This window comes from Pseudomonas sp. xss_2, assembly GCF_043104195.1.
Classification (GTDB): Bacteria; Pseudomonadota; Gammaproteobacteria; order Pseudomonadales; family Pseudomonadaceae; genus Aquipseudomonas; species Aquipseudomonas urmiensis.
On the sequence record NZ_JBICKL010000077.1, the window covers coordinates 334,748 to 358,019 of the forward strand.

A 23,272-nucleotide genomic window follows, 5' to 3' on the forward strand; every position below is an offset into this window, starting at 1 on the left:
GCCGCTAGCGTTGCAGCGGCCGCTGGTCGGTACGTTCATGCAGCAAGAAATCAGCCAAGAATTCATAACTCATTATTATGTTTATTTTCAGTAACTTAGGATGCATATCTAATGCTAAATATCAGTCGTATTCCCCAATAATGGGTATTTTTCACCCAAAATTAATTAATCCTTATAAATCATATCTTTATATAGAGAATCTAAGGCATTGCTTCAATCGTGGATGACTCGAAAACTCAGTGACACTCGGGTGCCCTTGCCTTCGTAACTGCTCAGCCTGACTGATCCGCCAAAGCGCTCCATGATCCGTTTGACCAACACCAGCCCCACGCCCAGCCCGCCTTGCTTGGTGGTAAAAAATGGCTGGAAGGCCAGGCGCTGCTGCTGCTCGCTCATGCCTTTGCCTGTATCGGAGATACGCAAGGTCAGGCTGCGCCGATCACGCCGTACGACCTCAACGCGCAGCTGCCCGCCCTGCTCCATCGACTCCAACGCGTTGGCGATCAGGCTGCTGAAGATCTGCCCCAGCAAGGCCGGCTGGCCGAGCACCCGCACCGCCGGCAACGGCTTGAGCTCCAGGCTCACCCCCGCCCGAACCAGCGGCACGGCGAACGTTTGCAGGCTCTCTTGCAGCGCCTGGGTTAGATCCACCGGGACTGCGTCATCATTCAGTGGCCGCAACGATTGCAGCAGTTGCCGCACCCACTGCGACATGCGGTCGACCTGGCTGATGATATCGTTGACGTTCTTCTGCGCCGGCCCCTCGTCGAACACCTGGGCCAGCTCAGCACTGGAGCGAATGCTGGCCAATGGGTTGCGCAGGCTGTGGGCCACCGCCGAGGACATCTCGCCCAGCGCCACGTAGGTCTCGTTACTGATCAGGCGCTTTTGCTGCACCGCCATCACCTTTGAGGCCCGGCGCATGATGCCGTACAAGCCGACATAGACCAGCCCAGCGCCCACCGCGATGGCCAGCCAGATCAACAACAGCCCGTGCTCGATGCGCACGATCAGGTCATGCGGCTCCTTGTAGATTTCCACCATGGCGGTGACCCGCTCACCGTCGGCATCGAACAACGGTATGTAGTTTTCGATGAACAGCTGCTGTGGCGGGGTGACAAACTTCTGCTCGCTGCGCGCATCGTCAATGTCGTGGTAGCTGGCTGAGACGCGCATCTTGTATTCGAAAGCGCGCTCCAGGTCGTCGTCCGATTCGATGATCTTGCCGGTCAAGGCCGGGTTGCTCGACCAGATCACCGTGCGATCGGGTGCGTAGATGTTGGCCAACAGTACATCTGGCAAGTGGGCGATGTGATCGAGAAACTCGCCGCGGGCCTTGCGCCGCGCATCCGGGTCGACATCGGGCATGTCCTGGTCGGTGCGTGGATCGAGTAATTCGCCCATGCTGCGCACATTAGGGATCGCAACATGGCGTACCTCGGCATCGGCGATGGAGGTAATGAACTGGGCGGTGAGCAGCGCATCGCGCTCGACGCTTTCATCAATGATGAACCGGCTGGAGATCAGCCCAAGTCCGGCTGCAACCGAGACGATGATCGCCAGGCTTACCCAGGCATACCAGCGCAACAGGTCGAAGGGCTTGCGGCTTGCGCCCCCATCAGCGCTTGCGGGCACTTCAAGCGTGTCTGGACGAGGGACGAGGTCCATGGCGGACTCCACAACTGGGCACCTGTAAGAGGTTATAGCCCAGTGTTGGGGAAACCATGATGGCAATTGACTGATTTCGCGCCGGTCTCGCTACAGACCCTGCTGCCGGCCAATCTGGGCGTTTAGCGGTGCGTCATCAGCCAAACCCTGCAACTTTCGGTATTCACGCAGCACGTTAGGCACATAACGGCGGGTTTCGGCAAACGGAGGTACTACCCGGCCACGGCTCAGCACGGCATCTGGGCCTGCGTTGTAAGCGGCCACCGCCAAGGTGATGTCATTGTCGAACAACTTGAGCATGCGCTTGAGGTAGCGCGCCCCACCCTGCACATTGGCGGCCGGGTCCAACGCATCCTTAACACCCATCTCCTTGGCCGTATCGGGCATCAGTTGCATCAGCCCAACCGCGCCTCTGGGCGAACGTGCCTTGGGGTTGTAGCCCGACTCGGCCTTGATCAAGGCATGCAGCAAAGCCTGAGGCACGTCGTGGGTACGCGCGGCGGCGGCAACCTCGTCGGCATAAGGCCGGCCGGTGACCAATTGCGCGTTGGCCGGCCCGGACAGCGCCGTGACTTCGCTGATCACCCGTTCATAGTGGCGTCCTGGCCGATGCACGTTGGATAACACATAGCCGCCCTTGGCATCGATGGAGATATACACATCGGCCTGAGCAGCACTCGCCGCTAGCCAGATCAGTCCCAGGATAATTCCACGCATGTCGGTCACCTCCCCGTCGTGGCCCCCGATGTGGGGGATATGCCCCGGAAAACCCGAGGTTTGAACCTCTCACGCAAGCACTGTGCCGCTTGCCATGGCCCATGGCGCAAGGCCGCGAGGCAGACGTGCACGACAGTTGCATAAGGCTTGGCGAGAACTGCCTAACCGCACTGGAGGGTTTCACCATGCAGCGCAGATCCAACGCCCAGAGAGGCTTCACCCTGCTTGAACTGTTGGTAGTGCTGGTGGTGCTCGGCTTGCTGGCCGGCATCGTCGCACCCAAGTACTTCAGCCAACTCGGCCGCTCCGAAGCGAAAGTGGCCCGCGCTCAGATCGAAGGGCTAAGCAAAGCCCTGGACCTGTATCGCCTGGAAGTCGGTCACTACCCCAATAGCGAGCAAGGCTTGCAGGCCCTGGTCAGTGCGCCGAGCGGCGAGGCACGCTGGTCGGGCCCATACCTGCAAAAAGCCGTGCCGCAAGACCCCTGGGGCCGCGCCTATATCTACCGCCAACCCGGCGAAAACGGAGGCGAGTACGACCTGCTGTCGATGGGCAAGGATGGCCAGCCCGGAGGCGATGGGGAAAACGCCGAAGTCACCAGCTGGCAGTAAGGAGAGCGACTATGCGCTACCACCTCAAAGCATTGGGGAGCCAAGGCGTCGTTGAGCTGCAGATCGACGCCGAGGATGCCGAGCAGGCGCGCCGCCAGGCCCAGGCGCAAGGCCTGCGGGTGGTCAGCCTGCGCGGCCAGGCCAGCAGTCTGCGTGGCCTGCCCTGGCGCCGCGCCCCGGCGTTCGACCTGGTGCTGTTCAGTCAGGAACTGAGCACCCTGCTCAATGCCGGCCTGCCGCTGATCGATGCCCTGGAAAGCCTGGCCGAAAAAGCCCCTGGCGGGTCGTCCCGCAAGGTGCTCGAGCAATTGGTACGGCAGCTGTATGAAGGCCGCTCGCTGTCCCAGGCGTTAGGCCAGCAACCGCAGGTTTTTCCAACCCTGTATGTGGCGCTGGTGCAGTCCAGCGAACGCACTGGCGCCCTCGGCGATGCCCTGGGCCGTTACATCGGCTACCGCCAGCGGCTGGACCTGGTCCGGCAGAAACTGGTGGGAGCCTCGGTGTATCCGTTGCTGTTGCTGCTGGTTGGGGGTGGCGTGGTGCTGTTTTTGCTGGGCTATGTGGTGCCGCGCTTCAGTTTGGTGTTCGAGGGCATGGGCACTGAACTGCCCTGGCTGTCGCGGGTATTGATGCAGATTGGCCTGTTCCTGCATGCGCAGATGCTGCCGCTGGCAGTGGCCACGCTTGGCGCGCTGACGGCGCTGGCGCTGATGCGCCGTAACCCAGCATTACGGCGCTGGCTGGGGCGGCAAATACGGCGCTTTGGGGCGTTGCACCAGCGCTTGCTGATGTATGAACTGGCGCGTTTCTACCGCTCGCTGGGGATCTTGCTACAAGGCGGGATATCCATTCTGACTGCCATGGGCATGGCCCGTGGGCTGCTCGGCAGCGGCACCGCGCAGGGGCTTGAGCAAGCCAGCCAGCGGGTCGCTGAAGGCCTGCCGCTGTCCGATGCACTGGAGGCTGGCGGCTTGGTGACGCCAGTGTCACTGCGCCTGCTCAGGGCCGGCGAGCAGTCGGGCAACCTGGGCGAGATGCTCGAGCGCTGCGCCGACTTTCATGACCAGGAAGTCGGTCGCTGGGTGGAATGGTTCGTGAAACTGTTCGAGCCTTTGCTGATGACCTTCATTGGCCTGTTGATCGGCCTGATCGTGATCCTGATGTACATGCCGATCTTCGAGCTGGCTTCGAGCATTCATTGAGCGCAAGCCTCAGTAATCGAAGCGATCCACCGCCCGCCGCCGCTCGTTGTCGTCGCGCCGGTCATAGGCGGCGGTGGTCTGGATATTGGCATGGTGGGCCAGCTTCTGTGCAATCGACAGGTCGTGCTCCTCGATCACCCGGGTAATGAACGCCCGGCGAAAATCATGGGGCATGATCTTCACCCCGACCTGGGCGCCACGCTGGCGAGCGATGTAATAGATGGCATGCTTGGTGATCCGCGCGCGAGTGATGTGATTGCCCCGGCGAATCCGATTGAACAGAAAGCCGTCATCGCCCTCACCTTCCGCTAACTGCGCACGGCGCAGGTCGAGCCAGGCCTGTAGCTTTTCGAAGGCCCAAGCCGGTGCATATTTGACCAACTGGCGGTTGCCCTTGCCCACCACTTGCAGGCTGCGGGCCTGGAAGTCGACCTGGGCCAGATCGACATCGACCGATTCCGACTTGCGCATGCCGGTGCCATACAACAAGGCAATGATCGCCGCATCGCGCACGCCTTGCGGGCGTGGGTCGGCGGCGCAGACGTCCATCAGCTCTCGAATCAGGCTACGGCGCAGATTGCGCCCCGGTGGCAAGCGGCTGCCGCTGTCTGGCTTGACCTCGCGTATGCGCAGCAACTGCTCGTGGTCGATCAGGCCCTGGCGCCAGGCTTCATTCATCACCCCGCGCACCGCGTTGACATACAACGACGAGGTATTCGGCGCATAGCCATCGGCACGCAGCGCCGCCACCAGAGCGATGACATGGCCAGGTTCAAGACGATGCCACGGCACCTCTTCGATATCGCAATCGACGAACCCCAGGCGGTCGGCGCCATCCTGGAGGATGTAACGCATGGTCAACTGGCTGGATGGCGCCAAGCGCGCCAGATACTGCAACAGCGGATTGTGCAGGAGATCAGACAAAACGTGGATCCTGTAGCGTGAAACGGAGGCGAAAACGGTGCCATCACCTTGATATACAAGGGCTTTGCGCAGTGTGAAGGCGGTGATGGTACCTCATTCCTACTGCTCTGATCGAACCTGAGGCCTAGCCCCGGGGTGGGCTAGAGTGGTAGCCATGACCATTGAGCGCCGAGGCAGCATGGCTTTGCACCGTTTGACCCGTACCCACCCACGCCTGAGCATCGCCGCCCTTGCCGGACTGGTGGGCGCCTGGCTGATCCCAGCAGATGATCTGACCCAGCACATTCTCGCGGGCTGGAACCTGGGCGTCTGGCTGTACTTGCTGTTGGTCGCCTGGCTGACCTGGTGGGCCACGCCTGACACGGTGCGCAAGGTCGCCCGGGTCGAGGATGAGAACGCAGCGCTGGTGTTGTTCACCGTGTGCATCGCGGCTATCGCCAGCCTTGCCGCGGTGACCCTGCAACTGGTGTCCAGCCGCGGCCTGCAAGGCAGCGCGCTCGCCTTGCACTACCTGTACACCGGCCTGACGGTGGCGGGCTCATGGCTGCTGATCGGCTGCATCTTCAGCCTGCATTACGCGCGCTTGTTCTACACCGACAAGGGCCACCAGCCGCTGTTGCGTTTTGCCGACAACGAGCGCAACCCCGACTACTGGGACTTTCACTATTTCTCCTTCACCATCAGCGTCGCCGTGCAGACCTCTGATGTCGGTGTCGGCGGCCGAGGCATGCGCCGGGTGGTGCTAGCCCACTCACTGGTAGGCTTCGTATTCAATACCGCCATCCTGGGCTTTACCATCAACATTGCTGCCGGCCTGCTTGGCGCAAATTAGCTGCACCGTCGGTCGGAAACTGCTGGGCAGGCGCAGGCGGAAAAACAGCACAGCCCTCCTCTCGCCCCAGGCCCTGCACACAGCGAAAACGTTTGCCTGACAAACTGCCGCCAGCGAGCATCCAAGCAGGTGCTGTGACCGCCGTCATGCATTAGCACATTTGTCATATTTTCTGGGGGACACTGCTAAGCCAAGTGCTATCGTTACAGTCCCACCGGCCGCATGAGTGGCCGCATGATCACCGCGTTCAAGATGAGGACAAGGAGGCTGGCATGAACAAGATGACGTTCCCCAACGCCTGCCAGGTGATGCGCTGGCACTTCCACCCTTTGGGGTTCGAAGCCAGCATGGATGCGCCGCGCAGCATGATCGCCCGCCTGTTCGACCGCGCCACTGGCGAAACCGTACTGGCCATCGCCGGCATTCCCTGTGCGGCGATCATGGCCGCGGCCGATGTCGAACGGATCATCGAAGCGGTAGAGGATGAAATGGCCGCGTTCGTCCCATCGTTCGCCTTGCGCGACGCGGTCTAGCCGACCTGCTGCTGTTTTTCCCGCAATGCCACCAGCCCTGCCATGAACTGCTCGGCAGGTACCGGCCTGCCCATCAGGTAGCCCTGCAGCGAATCGCACCCTAAGCGGGTGAGAAAGTCTTGCTGGCGATCGGTCTCGACCCCCTCGGCAACGATCCGCAGGCCCAGCGCCTGGCCAAGGGCGACGATGGCCGAGACGATCGCGGCGTCATCGCTGTCGTGCTCAAGATCACGGACGAATCCGCGATCGATCTTCAGTTCGTTGGCCGGCAGGCGCTTGAGGTACATCAGGCTCGAATAGCCGGTGCCAAAGTCGTCGATGGAAATGTCCACGCCCATGTCGGACAGCTTCTGCAGCACGGTCAGGCTGGCATCGGCGTCGTGCATGGCCGTGGTTTCGGTGATCTCCAGGGTCAAGCGGTTGGCGGGCAGCTGATTGCGCTGCAAGGCGCTGGCAACACTGGCCACCAGGCCTGCGTGGCAAAACTGGATCGCCGACAGGTTGACCGCCATGCGCCAGTCTGGGTGCCCCTGCTCCAGCCACTCGCGCATCTGCCGACACGCTTCATCGAGCACCCATTCACCGATGGGGATGATCAGCCCGGTTTTTTCCGCAAGGCCGATGAAGCGGTCCGGCAGCAGTAGCCCCTGCTGCGGATGATCCCAACGCAGCAACGCCTCGGCACCAATTGGCTGGCGCAGGGTAGCGTCGAATTTAGGCTGGTAATGCAGGCGGAACTGGCCAAGCTCCAACGCTGCGCGCAGGTCCTGGAGCAATTGCAGCTGCTGGCGGGCGTTGCTGTTCATCGACACGTCGAAGAAGCTGTAGCCGTTCTTGCCTGCGCTCTTGGCGTGGTACATCGCCGCATCGGCGTTACGCAGCAGTTCGAGCTGATCGACGCCGTTGCCCGGATAAAGCACGATGCCCAGGCTCGCGGTCAGTTGCAGGTCGTGCTCGGCCACGCGAAATTGCCGCGAGACCAGGTTGACTTGCTTGGCCGCTACATCCATGGCGTCCTCCGGCTCTTGCAGCTCGACCAGCAGGACGAACTCATCGCCGCCAATCCGCGCCAGGGTGTCCTGGCTGTGCAAGTGACCACGCAGGCGCGAGGCGACAGCCTTGAGCAACTGATCACCGACATGATGGCCAAACGCATCGTTAACCGGCTTGAAGCCATCCAGGTCGATGAACATCAGCGCGAAACAACCGCCCTGCTCGGTCACCTTGCCGATTGCCTGGTCGATCCGATCGGCCAGCAGCGTGCGGTTGGGCAAGCCGGTAAGGATATCGTGCAGCGCCAACTGGGTAAGTTCCTGGTTGGCCAACGTCAGCGACCGCGCAAGCTCTGCGGTGCGCGCTTCCAGCCGGGCATCGAGCACCGAGGTCAGCAGTGCCACCGAGAGCACTGCCAAGGTGGTGATCAGCACCAGGTAATCCAGGCCGTCGCCACTCAGGCCAGTGGTCAACGCGCCGCAGAAGCTGCCCTCGGGGAAGTTCGCCGCAGCCATGCCGGTGTAGTGCATGCCCACGATGGCAATACCCATCACCACTGCCGCCGCGCCGCGGATCTGCCGCACATAAGGGGTGTGCTGGCGTAGACGGAAGGCAATCCACAGCGCCGCGGCCGAAGCGCCGACTGCGATCGCCAGCGAGGCGCCGAACAGCGTCGGGTCGTAATCGATGCCCGGTTGCATGCGCAGGGCAGCCATGCCCATGTAATGCATGCTGCTGATGCCGCTGCCCATGATCAGCGCGCCAAAGCCCAGTTGCAGCCACGGCAGGCTAGGCTGGCTCACCAGCCATAAGGCAAAGCCACACGACAGCACCGCGATCAGCAACGACAGCGCGGTCAGCGGCAAGTCGTAGCCCAGGTCGATCGGCAGGCTGAAGGCGAGCATGCCAATGAAGTGCATCGACCACACGCCGATACCCATGGCCAACGCCCCGCCAGCCATCCACAAATGCGCTGCACGGCCCTTGGCCGTGGCGATCCGCCCGGTCAGGTCAAGGGCGGTGTAGGAGGCAAGAATGGCGACGCACAGCGAGATCAACACCAGCGAGGAAGAGTAGCTACCGATCAGCATTGGCACATCCAGCGGCGGGCGTGGGAGTGCCCGCAAAAAGCTGATGATTGTACTCAAGCTTTAGCGAAACGCACGGGTTTTCGCGAATGAGAACGGATCCAATCCTGTGCAAGAGGGGCCGCTGCGCGCCCCTATATTCGTCCGGCAACTACCTGTAGACCGCCGCATACGCCTCACGCAAATCACACGCCCAGCCATCGAGCACAGCCTTGACGTTATCCGCCGTCATCACCTGCCGGTCATTCTCCAGCGGCACCCCGGTGCCCATCCTCATCACCTCGGCCACCACCGCCCCGGTCGCGCCATCCTCAAATGAAAGCTCAGTGCTGATCTCGCTATCCTGATCGCGTATCCCGGTGGCAGTGCTCACCCCGGCTGCGACCAAGGTAATTGGCAGCCACTCATAAAAGCGCAGGCCCTGGGTACTGGCCGCAACCCGGGTAATGGCAGGCCTGACCACCAAGGTATGCGGGCCTGGCTTGTCGACCACGGTCAAGACTTTGCCCAGCTCGTACTTGAGCGATGCATCGTAATAGCCGAGCACGTTAGTCAAAGTGGCCCCAGGAATCCGCTCGCTCGGTTCGAACCGTGGGTAAAACACGCTGGGGGCAAAGTACACCTGGGTGTACTGCCCCCGGCTCACGCCAGGGCTGACCCAACTCAGCACCGTCTGGCCCGAGGGCGCTTGACGCTGGCTGAGCAGGCTATAGTCCTGGAGAAACCCGGCGTGCATCTCATTGGGCGCCTTTTTGCTGCTACAGGCCGACAGGGTCAACACGGCGGCAAACAGCAGCGACAGCGAACGGTTGCTTCGCATCACGGCAATCCCTTTAACAACTACGTGGTCATACATGGACTTGGCTACCTTCAGCGCCTTCGGAGCAGGCGATGCGCAGTTGCCCATGGGCCATGATCCAGGCGATCAGCTCGGCGGTGGGCACTGCGTGGGCGTACTCGACCCAGTGACCGCTGTCCGGGCTGTAGTGCTCGACGTAGCGGCGCAGCACTACTTGGTGCTGATCCTGGGCCAGCCCCAGGCAGGACTGCTGGAAAATGATCGGCTCGTCGCGCCCGGTGGTGGTGGTGCGCTGCATCAGGATCAACGAGCGGGCGATGTCGTGTGCGGGATACTTGCTGTGCAAAACCTTCATGGACGCCCCCTTTGGCTTGGAAAGCCGGCAGAGTGCCCGGCGCGTTTTGCTGGAGGATGTCCGCTTGATGGCTGCTTTGACGCTTTGTTGCTCGATTGAAATATATGACCCAACCCGGGCAATGGTTTTACAGTTGCCCTTTTTTCGCCTGTGGACCTGAGTGATCGTGAGCAGACTGCTGATCGTCGACGACGATATGGAAATCCTGTCGTTGCTGAAGAAGTTCTTCCTTCAGCATGCCTATGAGGTGGATGTCGCCCCGCATGGCGAGGCGATGTGGGCGGCGATCGCCCAGCAGCGCCCGGACACCATCATTCTCGACCTGATGCTGCCTGGTGAAGGCGGCCTGAGCCTGTGCCAGAAAGTCCGCGCGCAAACCGGCATCCCGATCATCATGCTCACCGCCATGGCCGAACTGAGCGACCGCATCGTCGGCCTGGAGCTGGGCGCCGACGATTACCTGACCAAGCCGTTCGCCCCGCGTGAGCTGCTGGCGCGGTTGCGCGCCTTGCAGCGCCGGGTAGGCGAACGGCAAGTGCCCGACAGCGAACCGTCACGGCCGATAATCGGCTTTGCCGGTTGGCACCTGGACATCACCGCGCGCGAGTTGCGCTCGCCTGAAAACGTGATGATTCCACTGTCTGGCGGTGAGTTCGATCTGTTGCTGGTGTTTCTCGAGCATCCACAGCGCATCCTCACCCGCGAGCAACTGATCGACCTCACCCACGGCCAAGGCCACGACGCTTATGACCGCAGCATCGACGTGCAGGTCAGCCGCCTGCGGCGCAAGATCGAGCCCGACAGCAAGCGTCCGGACCTGATCCGCACCGTGCGCAATGGCGGCTACATGTTCACCGCCAAGGTCAGCCGCTCGTGACTACACCACGCTGGCGCCGCGATACCCTCAACCGGCGCATTGCCCTGACTATCCTGCTGGCGATGCTGATCTCGTTGGCCCTCAATGCCTTGTTCGTGCAGGTGGCAGGCATCTGGGCGCGGCCGCCGATCGACCGCACAGGTTTGCTGGACCAGATTGCCGCCACCGCGCGGGTGATCGAAGCCGCCCCGGCGCCCCTGCGCCCGCAGTTGGCCAATGCCGCCAGCAGCCCCATGCTGCAGGTGCAATGGCAAGCCGAGCGCCGCGCATTCGATTTGCCGCCGGGTGGCGCGCAGGTCGACCCCGGCAAAGTGCCCGTGCTGCGCCAATTGCTCGGCAATCAGCGGGAAATCGAAGTCTACCGGCCCAGTGACTGGCCCAGCGGCAGCGTCCAGGCGCGGTATGCCGTGCTGATCGAGTTCGGCGATGGCAGCTGGCTGTCGTTCGTGCCACCTGAGCGCAGCTGGGGTTTGAACTTGCCGGCCCGTATTGGCGTGATCATCGCCCTGGGGCTGATCGCCACCTTGCTGGTCGCCTGGATCGCCACCCACCAACTGGCCAAGCCCCTGCAGCGCTTTGCCGGTGCGGCCCGGCGCTTTGGAGGTGATTTAAGCGCGCCACCGATCAAACTTGAAGGCCCCCACGAAATCCGCCAGGCGATCATCGCCTTCAACACCATGCAGGCGCAGATTCAGCATTTCATCGCTGAGCGCACTCACATGCTCGCAGCCATCTCCCACGACCTGCGTGCGCCGTTGACGCGGATGCGCTTGCGCAGCGAGTTCATGGAAGACCTCGATCACCAGCGCAAACTGATTCGCGATGTCGAAGAAATGCAGTCGATGATCAACGCCGCCCTGGCGTTTTTCCGCGAAGACACCGCGCTGGAGCAGAGCACCGCGTTCGATCTGTCGGAGCTGCTGCAAACCATCATCGACGACTACCGCGACCAGGGCATTGCCGTCGACTTCGCCGGCCCCGCGCACCTGGTGTATGACGGGCGGCCGCTGAGCATCAAGCGTGTGATCGTCAACCTGCTGGACAATGCGGTGAAGTATGGCCGACAGCCGCGCATTGACCTGAGCAGTGACGAGCAAGCCGTGCGCATCGAGGTTAGCGACCAAGGGCCGGGGATTCCCGAACCCGCCCTGCAGCGCGTGTTCGATCCGTTCTTTCGCCTTGAGGGCTCGCGTAACCGCGACACCGGCGGGGTGGGCCTGGGCCTGTCGGCAGCGCGGGCGATCGTGCGTGAGCAAGGCGGCGAGCTGACCCTGCGCAATGGCAGCGGCTCAGGGCTGCTTGCGCAGGTTGAGCTGCCGGGGCGTAGCTGAAGCAAATCTGCAGGGCCAGCAACCGCTACCTCATCAGTCCTGGGCGCGCTCAGCCTCGGCGAAGGCGTGCTCGGCATCCCAACCGCCACCCAGCGCGGCAATCAACTGCACACTGGCCACCAGCCGCCCTTGCAACAGGGTCAACACACTGCGCTCGTTACTCAGGGCAGTGGTCTGCACATTGACCACATCCAGATAGCCAATCAACCCAGCGCGATACTGGTTCTCGGTCAGGCGCAGCGACTCACGGGCAGCGTCCAGCGCCTCCTGGCGTACCACCGCCTCGTCGCCGTAGACCTTGAGCTGGACCAGGTAGTTCTCGACCTCCTTGAAGCCGTCGAGCACGGTCTGGCGATACTGCGCCACGGTCTGGTCATACACCGCGACGGTGCGATCGACCTCGGCGCTGCGCTTACCGGCATCGAACAAGGTCATGGCCAGCGATGGCCCCACCGACCAATAGCGGTTGGGCAGCTCGATCCAGTTGCTGAAGCTGCTGCTCGAATAGCCGCCGCTCATGCTCAGGCTCAGGTCTGGGAAGTACGCCGCACGCGCCACGCCGATATTGGCGTTGGCCGCCATTACGTTGCGCTCAGCCGAGGCGATATCAGGGCGCCGTTCCAAGAGCTGCGAGGGCAACGAAACGGGAATCTGCGGCAAGGCCGGAATCGACTTGCTGTCAGCCAAGGCGAAATCGGCCGGGGCCTTGCCCATCAGCACGGCAATGGCGTTCTCGTACTGCGCGCGCTGCCAGATCAGGTCGATCAGGTCGGCCTGGGTGCTTTTGAGCTGGGTGCGCGCCTGGGCCACCGCATCCGGGCCGGAAACACCGGCGCGGTACTGGTTCTCGGTCATTTTCAGCGAACGCTCATAGGCAGCCACGGTGGCCTCCAACAAGCGCTTCTGCTCATCGATAACGCGCAGTTGCAGGTAGTTCTGCACCAGTTCCGACTGCAAGCTCAGGCGAATCGCCGCCAAGTCGGCAAAGCTGGCTTGCGCGCTGGCTTCGTTGGCATTGAGCGTCTCGCGCAGTTTGCCCCACAGGTCGATCTCCCAACTGACGCCGAGCTGGGCGTTGTAGGTATTGCGGATGCCGCTGCTGTTGTTCGACAGGCTTGAGCTGCTACTGCCGGTACCTTGCGCCGAACGGGTCTTGCCGGCCGACAGATCGAGGCTGGGGAACAGCGAAGCGCGGCTGCTGCGAATCAGTGCGGTCGCCTGGCGGTACTGGGCCTCGTACTGGGCAACGGTCTGGTTGCTGCGGTTGAGTTCTTCGACCAGGGCATTGAGCCCGGCATCGCCATACAGCTCCCACCAGGCGCCACGGGCAATGGCGTCGGAGGGATTGGCCTGGGTCCAGCCTTCGGCCTGCTTGAATTGCGCAGGCGTGGCCAGCTCCGGCCGATGGTAGTCGGGGCTCAAGGTACAGGCACTGAGCATCAATGCGCACAGGCTGGCGCCGAGCAGTCGCGAGCCGCGGCCACGGCCCAGCTGCTGCAGGGCACGGTGAAGTGGGGTCTGGGCAAAGTTCATAGCGGGGTATCCAGAGCGGCGTCGGTGCGCACGCCGCGCCAACGGTTGAATCGGTGACGCAGGCGGTCGAGGTAGAGGTAGACCACCGGCGTTGTGTAAAGGGTCAGGACCTGGCTGAACACCAGACCGCCAATGATGGTCAGGCCCAATGGCTGGCGCATCTCGGCACCTTCGGCGCTGCTGAGCATCAACGGCAGCGCGCCGAGAATGGCGGCGATGGTGGTCATCAGGATCGGCCGCAGACGCAGCAGGCACGCGCGGCGGATCGACTCCTCCGGGCTCATGCCTTGCTGACGCTCCAATTGCAGGGCCAGGTCGATCATCAGGATGGCGTTCTTCTTCACCACGCCGATCAACAGGAACAGGCCAAGCAGCGAGATCAGGCTGAACTCGCCACTGGTGACGTACAACGCCAACAACGCGCCGACGCCGGCCGAAGGCAAGGTCGAAAGAATGGTCAGCGGGTGGATGTAGCTCTCGTAGAGAATGCCCAGCACCAGGTAAACCAGCACCAGCGCGCCAAGGATCATCAGCGGCTGGCCTTCCTGGGTCTTGGTAAAGGCATCGGCGGTGCCTCCGAGCTTGGCGATCACTTCCTCGGGCAGACCAAGCTTGGCCACTGCCCTCTCCACCGCGGCCATCGCCTGGTCGGGGCTGTAGCCTTCGGCAACGTCGAAGGCGATGTCTTCGGCGGCGAACTGGCCCTCGTGGCTGACGCGGTCATTGGCCAGGCTGTTCTCGTAGCGGGCGAAGGCCGACAGCGGCACGCGTGCGCCGTCCGCGGTGATCACCTGGACTTGCTCCAGGGTGCTCGGGTCCCAGGCATACTTGGGGTTGATCTCCAGCACGACCTGGTACTGGTTGAGGCTGTCGTAGATGGTCGATATCTGCCGCTGGCTGTAGGCGTTGTTGAGCACGCTGGTGACCATTTCCATGTCGATGCCCAGGCGCTTGGCCTGATCGCGGTCGACGACCAGGGTCACTTGCTGGGTGCCGGCGCCATCACGGGCGTCGATGGCGGTCAGCTCAGGCAGTGCGCGCAAGGCCGCGGTGACTTTCGGGAACCACTCGCGCAATGCCGCCAGGTCACCACTTTGCAGGGTATACAGGTACTGCGAGGTGGTCTGGTCGCGCCCGCCGCCGCCCAATTGCAAGTCCTGGTCGGCCATCAGGTAAAGCCGCCCGCCTGGCACTTTGGGCATTTCCTTGCGCAGGCGCTCGATCACCTGCTGGGCGTTGAGCTTGCGTTCGGCAATCGGCTTGAGACGTACCAGGACCATGGCGTTGTTGGTGCCGCTATTGCCACCAATGAAGCCGGCCACGCTCTGCACGGCCGGGTCTGCGAGCAGCGCGCGGCGGTAGACCTCCATCTTCGGCTGCATCACGGTGAACGACAAACCGTCGTCGCCGCGGATGAAGCCCATCAGCTGGCCGGTGTCCTGCTGCGGCATCAGGGTCTTGGGCACCACTACGTACAGGGCGACGTTGACCCCGATGGTCACCAACAAGCTGAGCAGGGTCAGGCGGCGATGACGCAAGACCCAACCCAGGCTGCGGTCGTAACCGGCGACCATGCGCTGGTGAACCTTGTCGCTCCAGCGTTGCAAGCGGTTCTGCTCCTGCTGGTGCGGGCGCAACCAGCGCGCGCAGAGCATCGGCGTGAGGGTCAGCGATACCACCAGCGAGACGATGATCGCTGCGGCCAGGGTGATGGAAAACTCCTGGAACAGGCTGCGCACGATACCGCCCATGAACAGGATCGAGACGAACACCGCCACCAGCGAGACGTTCATCGACAGCAGGGTGAAGCCCACTTCCTTGGCGCCGAGGAACGCCGCGCGCATCGGTGGCTCGCCGTTCTCGATATGCCGGGAGATGTTCTCCAGCACCACGATGGCATCGTCCACCACCAGGCCGGTGGCCAGAATCAGCGCCATCAGCGACAGGTTGTTCAGGGAAAACCCGCACAGGTACATGACCGCGAACGTGCCGACCAACGACACCGGCACCGCCAGGCTTGGGATCAGCGAGGCGCGCAGGTTGCCGAGGAACAGGTACACCACCAGGATCACCAGCACCACCGCGATCAACAAGGTGTGCTCGGCTTCCTTGAGGGTCGCCTTGATCACCGGCGAGCGGTCCATGGCGATGTTCAGCTTGACGCTGGCCGGCAGCAGCGATTCCAGGGCCGGCAACTGCGCCTTGATCTGCTCGACGGTTTCGATGATGTTGGCGTTGTTCTGCCGGTTGATCACCAGCAACACCGCGCTCTGGTCGTTGAAGAAGCCGCTGTTGTAACGGTTCTCGACGCTGTCGGTGATGGTCGCCACATCAGACAAGCGCAGGATCGAGCCATCGCTCTGGCGAATCACCAGCGGCGCGTAGTCCTTGGCTTTCTCCAACTGGTCATTGGCGCGCACCTGCCAATTGCGCTCGGCGTCTTCGACAAAGCCCATCGGCCGGCGCTGGTTGGCGTTGGCCACCGCCGTGCGCACTTCATCGAGCGACAGCGCGTATTGGTTGAGTAGCTGTGGCTCCAGCGAGATGCGCACCGCCGGCAGCGAGCTGCCGCCGATCTGCACTTCCCCTACCCCGCTGACCTGGGCCAGGCTTTGCGACAGGATGGTGTCGGCCAGGTCATACAGCTGGCCCTTCTGCAAGACGTCGGAGGTCAACGACAGGACCATGATCGGCGCCTGCGATGGGTTGATCTTCTTGTAGGTGGGCATGCTGCGCATGCCGCTTGGCAGCAGGTTGCGGGTGGCGTTGATCGCCGCCTGCACCTCGCGTGCCGCGCCATCGATATCGCGGCCTTGCTCGAAACCGATGATCACCCGGGTCGAGCCCTGGTTGGAGCTACTGGTCAGGGTGGTGACCCCGGCGATGGCACCGAGCTTGCGCTCCAGTGGCGTGGCTACGGTGGAAGCCATCACCTCGGGGCTTGCGCCCGACAGGTTGGCCGACACCACGATCACTGGGAAGTCCATCTGCGGCAGCGGCGCCACCGGTAGCAAGCCGAAGCTGACCCCACCGAGCAGCATGATCGCCAGGCTCAGCAGCATGGTCGCCACTGGCCGGCGGATGAAAGGACCGGAGAGATTCATGCCTCGGCCTGCTTGGCGTCAGCAGCCGGACGCCAGCGGCGCGCCAGGCGGTCGAAGTACAGGTAGATGACCGGCGTGGTGAACAGGGTCAGCACCTGGCTGACCAGCAACCCGCCGACCATCACCAGGCCCAGCGGCTGACGCAGCTCGGCACCGGAGCCGGTGGCGAGCATCAACGGCACCGCGCCAAACAACGCGGCCAGGGTGGTCATCAGGATCGGTCGGAAGCGCAGCAGCGCGGCCTGGTAGATCGCCTCTTGCGGCGCCATGCCTTGATTGCGCTCGGCCTCCAGGGCGAAGTCGATCATCATGATGGCGTTCTTCTTGACGATACCGATCAGCAGGATGATGCCGATGATCGCGATCATGCCCAGGTCATTACCGCTGAGGATCAACGCCAGCAACGCGCCGACCGCTGCCGACGGCAAGGTCGAGAGGATAGTCACCGGATGGATGTAGCTCTCGTAGAGCACGCCAAGCACGATGTACATGGTCACCACCGCCGCCAGGATCAACAGCAAGGTGCTCGACAGCGAAGCCTGGAAGGCTTCGGCGGCGCCTTGGAAACGGGTCTGTACGCCAATGGGCATGCCGATGTCCTGCTGCACCTGCTCGATGGCCTGGACTGCCTCGCCCAAGGCCACGCCTGGTGCCAGGTTGAACGACATCATCACCGCCGGGAACTGGCCAATGTGCGAGATCGCCAGCTGCGCCTGGCGCTGCTCGATACGCGCCAGGGCCGAGAGGCGCACCTGGCCACCGTCGCTGGCCTTGACGTGGATCGACTCCAACGCTGCCGGGCCGATGCTGGCCGCAGCCTGCGACTGCAGCACCACGCGGTACTGGCTGGCCTGGGTATAGATGGTGGATATCTGGCGTTGGCCGAAGGCGTCGTACAAGGCATTGGTGATCTGCGCCACGTTGATGCCCAGGCGGCTGGCCATGTCGCGATCGATCACCAGGTAGACCTGTAGGCCCTTGTCTTGCAGGTCGCTGGCGACATCGCGCAGTTCGGCGCGCTGTTGCAGGGCCTGGACCAGCTTGCCGCTCCACTGCGCAAGCATGTCTGCGTCTGGTGAGGACAGACTGAACTGATACTGGGTGCGACTGACCCGATCTTCGATGCTCAAATCCTGCACTGGCTGCATGAACAAGCGAATACCCACCAGCTTGTCGACCTGCGGTTGCAGTCGATCGATCACCTGGCTGGCAGTGACGTCGCGCTCGCCGTGGGGCTTGAGGTTGATCAGCAGGCGGCCACTGTTGAGCGTGGCGTTGTCGCCATCGACGCCGATATACGAGGACAGGCTCAGCACCGAAGGGTCTTGCAGAATGACCTTGCTCAGCGCCTGCTGGCGCTCGCTCATGGCGGCGAACGAGGTCGATTGCGGCGCTTCGGAGATGCCCTGGATCACCCCGGTGTCCTGCACCGGGAAGAAGCCCTTGGGCACGATCATGTAGAGGAACACGGTCAGCACCAGGCTGCCGACCGCCACCAGCAACGTCAGCGGCTGGTGCTTGAGGACCCACTGCAGGCCCCGCCCATAGTGCTCGATCAGCCAGTCGATCCACGCGCCGCTGGCACGATAGAAGCGGCTCTGCTCTTGCTCCTTGGGCTCGCGCTTGAGCAAGCGCGCGCACATCATCGGGGTCAAGGTCAGCGACACCACCAGGGAAATCAGGATGGCCACGGCCAAGGTGATGGCGAACTCACGGAACAGCCGGCCGACCACGTCGGCCATGAACAGCAGCGGGATCAGTACGGCAATCAACGAGAAGGTCAGCGAGATCAGGGTAAAGCCAATCTGCCGCGCGCCCTTGAGCGCCGCCTGCATCGGCGTCTCGCCCTCCTCGATGTGCCGGGAGATGTTCTCCAGCATGACGATGGCATCGTCCACCACGAAGCCGGTGGCGATGGTCAGGGCCATCAGAGTCAGGTTGTTGATGGAAAAGCCCGCCAGGTACATCACACCGAAGGTGCCGATCAACGACAGCGGCACGGCAATCGAGGGAATGATGGTCGCACTGAAGCGGCGCAGGAACACGAAGGTAACCATCACCACCAGGACGATGGCGATCAGCAGCTCGTGCTGCACATCGGTAACGGCGGCGCGGATGGTCTGGGTGCGGTCGGTGAGTACCATCACATCCAGGCCGGCCGGCAGGTTGTCGGTGATCGATGGCAGCAAATCCTTGATCCGATCGACCACTTCAATGACGTTGGCCCCCGGCTGGCGCTGGATATTGAGCAGCACCGCCTGGCTCTCGTTTGCCCAGGCCGCCAGGCGCTCGTTTTCGGCGCCATCGACGATTTCGGCGACGTCCTTCAGGCGCAGCGGCGCGCCATTGGTGTAGGCGAGGATGAGGTTGGCATATTCCTCGGGCGAGCGCAGCTGGTCGTTGGCATCGAGCATCGACACCCGGGTCGGGCCGTCGAAGTTGCCCTTGGGCTGGTTGACGTTGGAGGCGCCGATCAAGGTGCGCACGTCATCCAGGTTGAGGCCGTTGGCGGCCAGGGCGTCGACGTTGACCTTGATCCGCACTGCCTGGCGCTGGCCGCCAGCGATGCTGACCATGCCCACGCCGCTGATCTGGGCGAGCTTTTGCGCCACCCGGGTATCGACCAGGTCGTTGAGCTTGGGCAGCGGCATGGTCTTGGACGAGATGGCCAGGGTCAGCACCGGGGTATCGGCCGGGTTGACCTTGTTGTACACCGGGGGGGCCGGCAGGTCGCTGGGCAACAGATTGCTGGCGGCGTTGATCGCAGCCTGCACCTGCTGCTCGGCGACGTCCATGTTCATGTCCAGGCTAAAGCGCAGGGTCAACACCGAGGCGCCGCCGGAACTGGTCGAGGCCATCTGGGTCAGGCCTGGCATCTGGCCGAACTGGCGCTCAAGCGGCGCGGTGACCGCGCTGGTCATCACCTGCGGACTGGCACCGGGATACAAGGTCATGACCCGGATTGTCGGGTAGTCGACCTGGGGCAAGGCCGCGACTGGCAGCAGCTTGTAGGCGATCAGGCCGGCCAGGACGATGGCCAGCATGCTCAGCGTGGTGGCGACCGGCCGCAGGATGAACAGGCGCGAGAGGTTCATGCGCCCGCCTTGTCCGACTTACCGGCCTCGATCGCGCCATTGGCGTCCTGGCCCTGCAAATGCTGACCGGGGGTGGTCGGCACTTGCGAGCTGTCTTCGACCACTTCGACCTTGCTGCCTTCGCGTAGGCGGTCGGTGCCTTCCAGCACCAATCGATCACCGGCAGCCAGGCCTTCGAGGATCACACTGCGTTCGCCATCGCTGGCACCGACCTTGAGCTTGCGCACATTGATGGTGTTCTGCGCGTTGACCACGTAGGCGAAAGTGCCTTCGTTACCGAACTGGATCGCCGCGGCCGGAGCCATCACCACTTGCTTGAGGGTGTCGGCGAGCAGGCGCACGTTGACGAACTGGTTGGGGAACAGGGCCTGGTCCTTGTTTTCGAAGCGGCCCTTGAATTTGAGGGTGCCAGTGGTGGTGTCGATCTGGTTATCCAGGCTGCCGAGCACACCGGTGGCCTGCAACTTGCTGTCGCCACGGTCCCAGGCCTCGACCGGCAACGCCGCGCCGCTGCGATAGCGCTCGAGCACGGTGCTCAGCTCGGTTTCCGGCAGGGTGAAGGCGACGCTGATCGGCTCGGTCTGGGTGATGACCACCAGCGCGGTGGTGTCGTTAGCGGCAACCAGGTTGCCCAGGTCGAGCTGACGCAGGCCCAAGCGCCCGTTGATCGGTGCGCGGATCTGGGTGAATTCGAGGTTCAGCCGGGCATCGCTTACCGCTGCCTGGTTGGTCTTGACCAAGCCCTGGAACTGCGCCACCTGCGCTTGGGCGGTGTCCAGAGTTTGCTTGGCAATGCTGTCTTCGGCGTACAGGCCTTTATAGCGCGCTACATCGACCAGGGCATTGTTCAGCTGCGCCTGGTTTTGCGCCAGCGTGCCTTCGGCCTGTTGCAAGGCGATGCGGTAGCTGCGCGGATCGATCTCGGCGAGCAGATCGCCTGCTTTGACCTGCTGGCCTTCCTTGAAGTGGATCTTGACCAGCTCACCGGCAACGCGGCTGCGCACATTGACCGTGTTGTTCGCCGTGACCGTACCCAACGCCTTGTAATACAGCGGGAAATCGCCGACCTGCACCGGTTCGACTCGCACCGGCACCGCCTCGGTCGAGCCACCAAAGCCTGGGCGGCCATTTTTCCCCATGCGCCCGGCCGGTTCCTTGGAGGTCGACGCAGCGGGCCACAGCCACCAGGCCAACAAGGCCACCAGTAGCAGGATCAGCAGGCCGATGAGCCAGCGACGAGGGGAGCGGGAGACGGAAGCTTGCATGGGTTGAACGAACCTTGTTCGGAAACGGCGACGTGGGAGGGTGAACGATAAGCATTGAGACCGGTTTAGCAAAGCGGCTTTACCAGGCATTTACCTTTGGCTGACGTTGCTAAAACGATGAACTTTAAATGAAAACGGCCTGGAAATCGTTCCAGGCCGTTTCAGGGTGTTGCTGTTGGGGCCGCTGTGCGGCCCATCGCAGGCAAGCCAGCTCCTACAGGGGCTAAGTCGCCCTTCAGATCCGCGATTACTTCAGGACAGCCAGCGCTGCCTCGTAGTTCGGCTCTTCAGCGATCTCGCCAACCAGTTCGCTGTGCAGGACTTTATCGTTTTCGTCCAGCACCACTACTGCGCGGGCAGCCAGGCCAGCCAGCGGGCCGTCAGCAATGGCCACGCCGTAGTTTTCGAGGAACTCACGACCACGCAGGGTCGACAGGTTCTTGACGTTTTCCAGGCCTTCGGCGCCGCAGAAACGCGCTTGGGCGAACGGCAGGTCAGCCGACACGCACAGCACTACGGTGTTGGCCAGGTCATTGGCCTGGGCGTTGAACTTGCGTACCGAGGTGGCGCAAGTGGGGGTATCGACGCTCGGGAAGATGTTCAGCACCTTGCGCTTGCCGGCGAAGTCCTTCAGCGACTGGTCAGACAGGTCCGCACCAACCAGCGAGAAGGCCGGAGCCTGGGCGCCAGCCTTCGGCAGGACACCTTTGACCTGAACCGGGTTGCCTTTGAGGGTCACTTGAGCCATGAACGTAATCCTTATACGGGGTTTGGAAAGGACACTGAGTTAAGCATGAAGCTGCGCCCAAGCCTATGGCCGCACATAAAAATGTCCGGTTGGCGACAGCCGACCCGGACATTTCTTACAACAATAACGCGATCAACCCAGCAGGCTGTCTACCAGCGAGTAGACCACCGAGGTAATGGCGACCAGACCCACCACCACCACGAACACATTGGACACCGCGCCACTGTACTTGCGCATCGACGGCACTTTGCGAATGGCGTACATCGGCATCAGGAACAGCAGCACGGCGATGATCGGCCCGCCGAGCGATTCGATCATGCCCAGGATGCTCGGGTTGAGCGTGGCGACGATCCAGCACACCACCAGCATCAGCGCGGCGACCATGCGGTCCAGGGCTTTGGCGCCTGGACGCAGGCCGGCCTTGGTGATGATGCCTTTGAGGCCTTCGCTGGCGCCAATGTAGTGACCCAGGAACGACTTGGCGATGGCAATGAAGGCAATCAATGGCGCTGCAAAAGCGATAGTCGGATTGCTGAAGTGGTTGGCCAGGTACGACAGAATCGACAGGTTCTGCGCCTTGGCTTCAGCCAGTTGAGCGCTGTCCAGGGTCAGTACGCAGCTGAACACGAAGAACAGCACCATGGCCACCATCAGCAGGTGGGCGCGCGAGAGGATCTGCCCGCTGCGCTGATCGGCATGCTCGCCATAGCGACGCTTCTGGTCGACGGCGAACGCCGAGATGATCGGCGAGTGGTTGAAGGAGAACACCATCACCGGAATCGCCAGCCACACGGTGTGCAGGAAGGCCGAGCCGGACGGCACCTGCATGGCGGTGTCGAGGATGCCACCACTCCAGTGCGGCACTAGGTACAGCGCCAGCAGCGCCAGGGCAACGATGAATGGGTAGACCAACAGGCTCATGACCTTGACCGTGGCCTGCTCGCCGCAGCGCACGATCGCCAGCAGGCCGAGGATCAGCACGAACGACAGCAGCGCGCGCGGTGGTGGGGTTATGTGCAGCTGGTGCTGCATGAAGCTGGTGACCGTGTTGGTCAACGCCACGCTGTAGATCAGCAGGATCGGGAAGATGGCAAAGAAGTACAGGATGGTGATCAGTGCACCGGCCTTGATGCCGAAATGCTCTTCGACCACCTCGGTGATGTCGCCGCTGCGCCCGGACAGGACAAAGCGAGTCAGGCCGCGGTGTGCGTAATAAGTCATGGGGAATGCGAGGATCGCCAGGATCAGCAGCGGCCAGAATCCGCCCAGGCCTGCGTTGATCGGCAGGAACAGGGTTCCGGCGCCGATAGCCGTGCCAAACAGGCCCAGCATCCAGGTAGTGTCTTGACGCGACCAGCTGTCGAGGACGGCGGGGGACGATTGTTCGAAGCGTTGTTCAACGCCTTGGGCCTGCTCATTCATTCCGGGTGCAACTCCACTCGCAAGACTGCAACAGGCTGAGAGTGGCGAAACAGAGGGATCGCACACCTCAACCGAAAAGAGGGGCGCGATTGTGCACTGAAAGGTTGCACTTGCGAAGCCCCGTCCGAGGGACGGTTGCACCTTTTACGTGTACGAATAGGAGACTTGCAGTTTC

General features: G+C 62.6%; 18 protein-coding genes. 6 read left to right on the forward strand and 12 right to left on the reverse strand.

Annotated features, from left to right (window positions below; translation table 11 throughout):
* Nucleotides 1-213: 213 nt before the first annotated feature.
* Together ACF8K2_RS20190 and ACF8K2_RS20195 are read right to left on the reverse strand one after the other, a co-directional pair.
* Nucleotides 214-1,668 carry an ATP-binding protein gene (locus ACF8K2_RS20190; protein WP_186554311.1) on the reverse strand — a complete coding sequence of 485 codons (1,455 nt, stop codon included), beginning with the start codon at nt 1,666-1,668 and terminating at the stop codon, nt 214-216.
* Between the two features lie 90 nt (nt 1,669-1,758).
* Nucleotides 1,759-2,385 (reverse strand): lytic transglycosylase domain-containing protein, encoded by a 627-nt coding sequence (locus ACF8K2_RS20195; RefSeq protein WP_392467227.1) that lies wholly within the window; start codon nt 2,383-2,385, stop codon nt 1,759-1,761.
* 185 nt (nt 2,386-2,570) lie between these two features.
* Here ACF8K2_RS20195 and gspG point away from each other — a divergent pair, with 185 nt between their 5' ends.
* Nucleotides 2,571-2,996, forward strand: coding sequence for a type II secretion system major pseudopilin GspG (gene gspG / locus ACF8K2_RS20200; protein ID WP_186554309.1), 426 nt, complete (start codon nt 2,571-2,573; stop codon nt 2,994-2,996).
* An 11-nt stretch (nt 2,997-3,007) separates the two neighbouring features.
* Nucleotides 3,008-4,198, forward strand: a complete 1,191-nt coding sequence (locus tag ACF8K2_RS20205; protein ID WP_392467229.1) for a type II secretion system F family protein — start codon at nt 3,008-3,010, stop codon at nt 4,196-4,198.
* A 9-nt stretch (nt 4,199-4,207) separates the two neighbouring features.
* Here ACF8K2_RS20205 and xerC read toward each other — a convergent pair whose 3' ends face one another.
* Nucleotides 4,208-5,122 carry a tyrosine recombinase XerC gene (xerC, locus tag ACF8K2_RS20210; RefSeq protein ID WP_264232584.1) on the reverse strand — a complete coding sequence of 305 codons (915 nt, stop codon included), beginning with the start codon at nt 5,120-5,122 and terminating at the stop codon, nt 4,208-4,210.
* Nucleotides 5,123-5,300: 178 nt separating this feature from the next.
* On the opposite strand from xerC, the gene ACF8K2_RS20215 reads away from it, so the two are divergent.
* Together ACF8K2_RS20215 and ACF8K2_RS20220 are read left to right on the forward strand one after the other, a co-directional pair.
* Nucleotides 5,301-5,954 carry a DUF1345 domain-containing protein gene (locus ACF8K2_RS20215; RefSeq protein ID WP_392467231.1) on the forward strand — a complete coding sequence of 218 codons (654 nt, stop codon included), beginning with the start codon at nt 5,301-5,303 and terminating at the stop codon, nt 5,952-5,954.
* A 272-nt stretch (nt 5,955-6,226) separates the two neighbouring features.
* The gene (locus tag ACF8K2_RS20220; protein ID WP_186554305.1) at nt 6,227-6,487 is read left to right on the forward strand and encodes a DUF1652 domain-containing protein; all 261 of its coding nucleotides are present in this window, start codon (nt 6,227-6,229) and stop codon (nt 6,485-6,487) included.
* On the opposite strand, the gene ACF8K2_RS20225 is transcribed toward ACF8K2_RS20220, so the two are convergent.
* From ACF8K2_RS20225 to ACF8K2_RS20235, 3 genes are all read right to left on the reverse strand, one after another.
* Nucleotides 6,484-8,571: a bifunctional diguanylate cyclase/phosphodiesterase gene (locus ACF8K2_RS20225; protein WP_217838527.1), complete on the reverse strand. Its 2,088-nt coding sequence runs from the start codon at nt 8,569-8,571 to the stop codon at nt 6,484-6,486. The two genes, ACF8K2_RS20220 and ACF8K2_RS20225, sit on opposite strands and share 4 nt — an antisense overlap.
* 148 nt (nt 8,572-8,719) lie before the next feature.
* Nucleotides 8,720-9,388, reverse strand: coding sequence for a DUF3313 domain-containing protein (locus ACF8K2_RS20230; RefSeq protein WP_186557096.1), 669 nt, complete (start codon nt 9,386-9,388; stop codon nt 8,720-8,722).
* A 28-nt stretch (nt 9,389-9,416) separates the two neighbouring features.
* Nucleotides 9,417-9,722, reverse strand: a complete 306-nt coding sequence (locus ACF8K2_RS20235) for a hypothetical protein (protein ID WP_186557094.1) — start codon at nt 9,720-9,722, stop codon at nt 9,417-9,419.
* 166 nt (nt 9,723-9,888) lie between these two features.
* Between ACF8K2_RS20235 and ACF8K2_RS20240 the strand changes: the two genes are divergently transcribed.
* Together ACF8K2_RS20240 and ACF8K2_RS20245 are read left to right on the forward strand one after the other, a co-directional pair.
* Nucleotides 9,889-10,599, forward strand: a complete 711-nt coding sequence (locus tag ACF8K2_RS20240; RefSeq protein WP_186557093.1) for a response regulator — start codon at nt 9,889-9,891, stop codon at nt 10,597-10,599.
* Between the two features lie 62 nt (nt 10,600-10,661).
* Nucleotides 10,662-11,930: an ATP-binding protein gene (locus ACF8K2_RS20245; protein WP_392467268.1), complete on the forward strand. Its 1,269-nt coding sequence runs from the start codon at nt 10,662-10,664 to the stop codon at nt 11,928-11,930.
* A gap of 33 nt (nt 11,931-11,963) precedes the next feature.
* Here the strand turns inward: ACF8K2_RS20245 and ACF8K2_RS20250 are convergent, their stop codons facing one another.
* From ACF8K2_RS20250 to ACF8K2_RS20275, 6 genes are all read right to left on the reverse strand, one after another.
* Nucleotides 11,964-13,463 carry an efflux transporter outer membrane subunit gene (locus ACF8K2_RS20250; protein WP_392467236.1) on the reverse strand — a complete coding sequence of 500 codons (1,500 nt, stop codon included), beginning with the start codon at nt 13,461-13,463 and terminating at the stop codon, nt 11,964-11,966.
* Complete coding sequence (locus ACF8K2_RS20255) at nt 13,460-16,567, reverse strand: efflux RND transporter permease subunit (protein ID WP_392467238.1); 3,108 nt, start codon at nt 16,565-16,567, stop codon at nt 13,460-13,462. Before ACF8K2_RS20255 ends, ACF8K2_RS20250 begins: the two co-directional genes overlap by 4 nt.
* Nucleotides 16,564-19,662: an MdtB/MuxB family multidrug efflux RND transporter permease subunit gene (locus ACF8K2_RS20260; protein WP_392467240.1), complete on the reverse strand. Its 3,099-nt coding sequence runs from the start codon at nt 19,660-19,662 to the stop codon at nt 16,564-16,566. Before ACF8K2_RS20260 ends, ACF8K2_RS20255 begins: the two co-directional genes overlap by 4 nt.
* The gene (locus ACF8K2_RS20265) at nt 19,659-20,927 is read right to left on the reverse strand and encodes an MdtA/MuxA family multidrug efflux RND transporter periplasmic adaptor subunit (protein WP_312152614.1); all 1,269 of its coding nucleotides are present in this window, start codon (nt 20,925-20,927) and stop codon (nt 19,659-19,661) included. Before ACF8K2_RS20265 ends, ACF8K2_RS20260 begins: the two co-directional genes overlap by 4 nt.
* A gap of 247 nt (nt 20,928-21,174) precedes the next feature.
* A complete protein-coding gene (gene tpx / locus ACF8K2_RS20270) occupies nt 21,175-21,675 on the reverse strand; it encodes a thiol peroxidase (protein ID WP_264232576.1) in 501 nt (166 codons plus the stop codon).
* A 132-nt stretch (nt 21,676-21,807) separates the two neighbouring features.
* Nucleotides 21,808-23,097 carry a serine/threonine transporter gene (locus ACF8K2_RS20275; protein ID WP_392467243.1) on the reverse strand — a complete coding sequence of 430 codons (1,290 nt, stop codon included), beginning with the start codon at nt 23,095-23,097 and terminating at the stop codon, nt 21,808-21,810.
* Nucleotides 23,098-23,272: the final 175 nt, after the last annotated feature.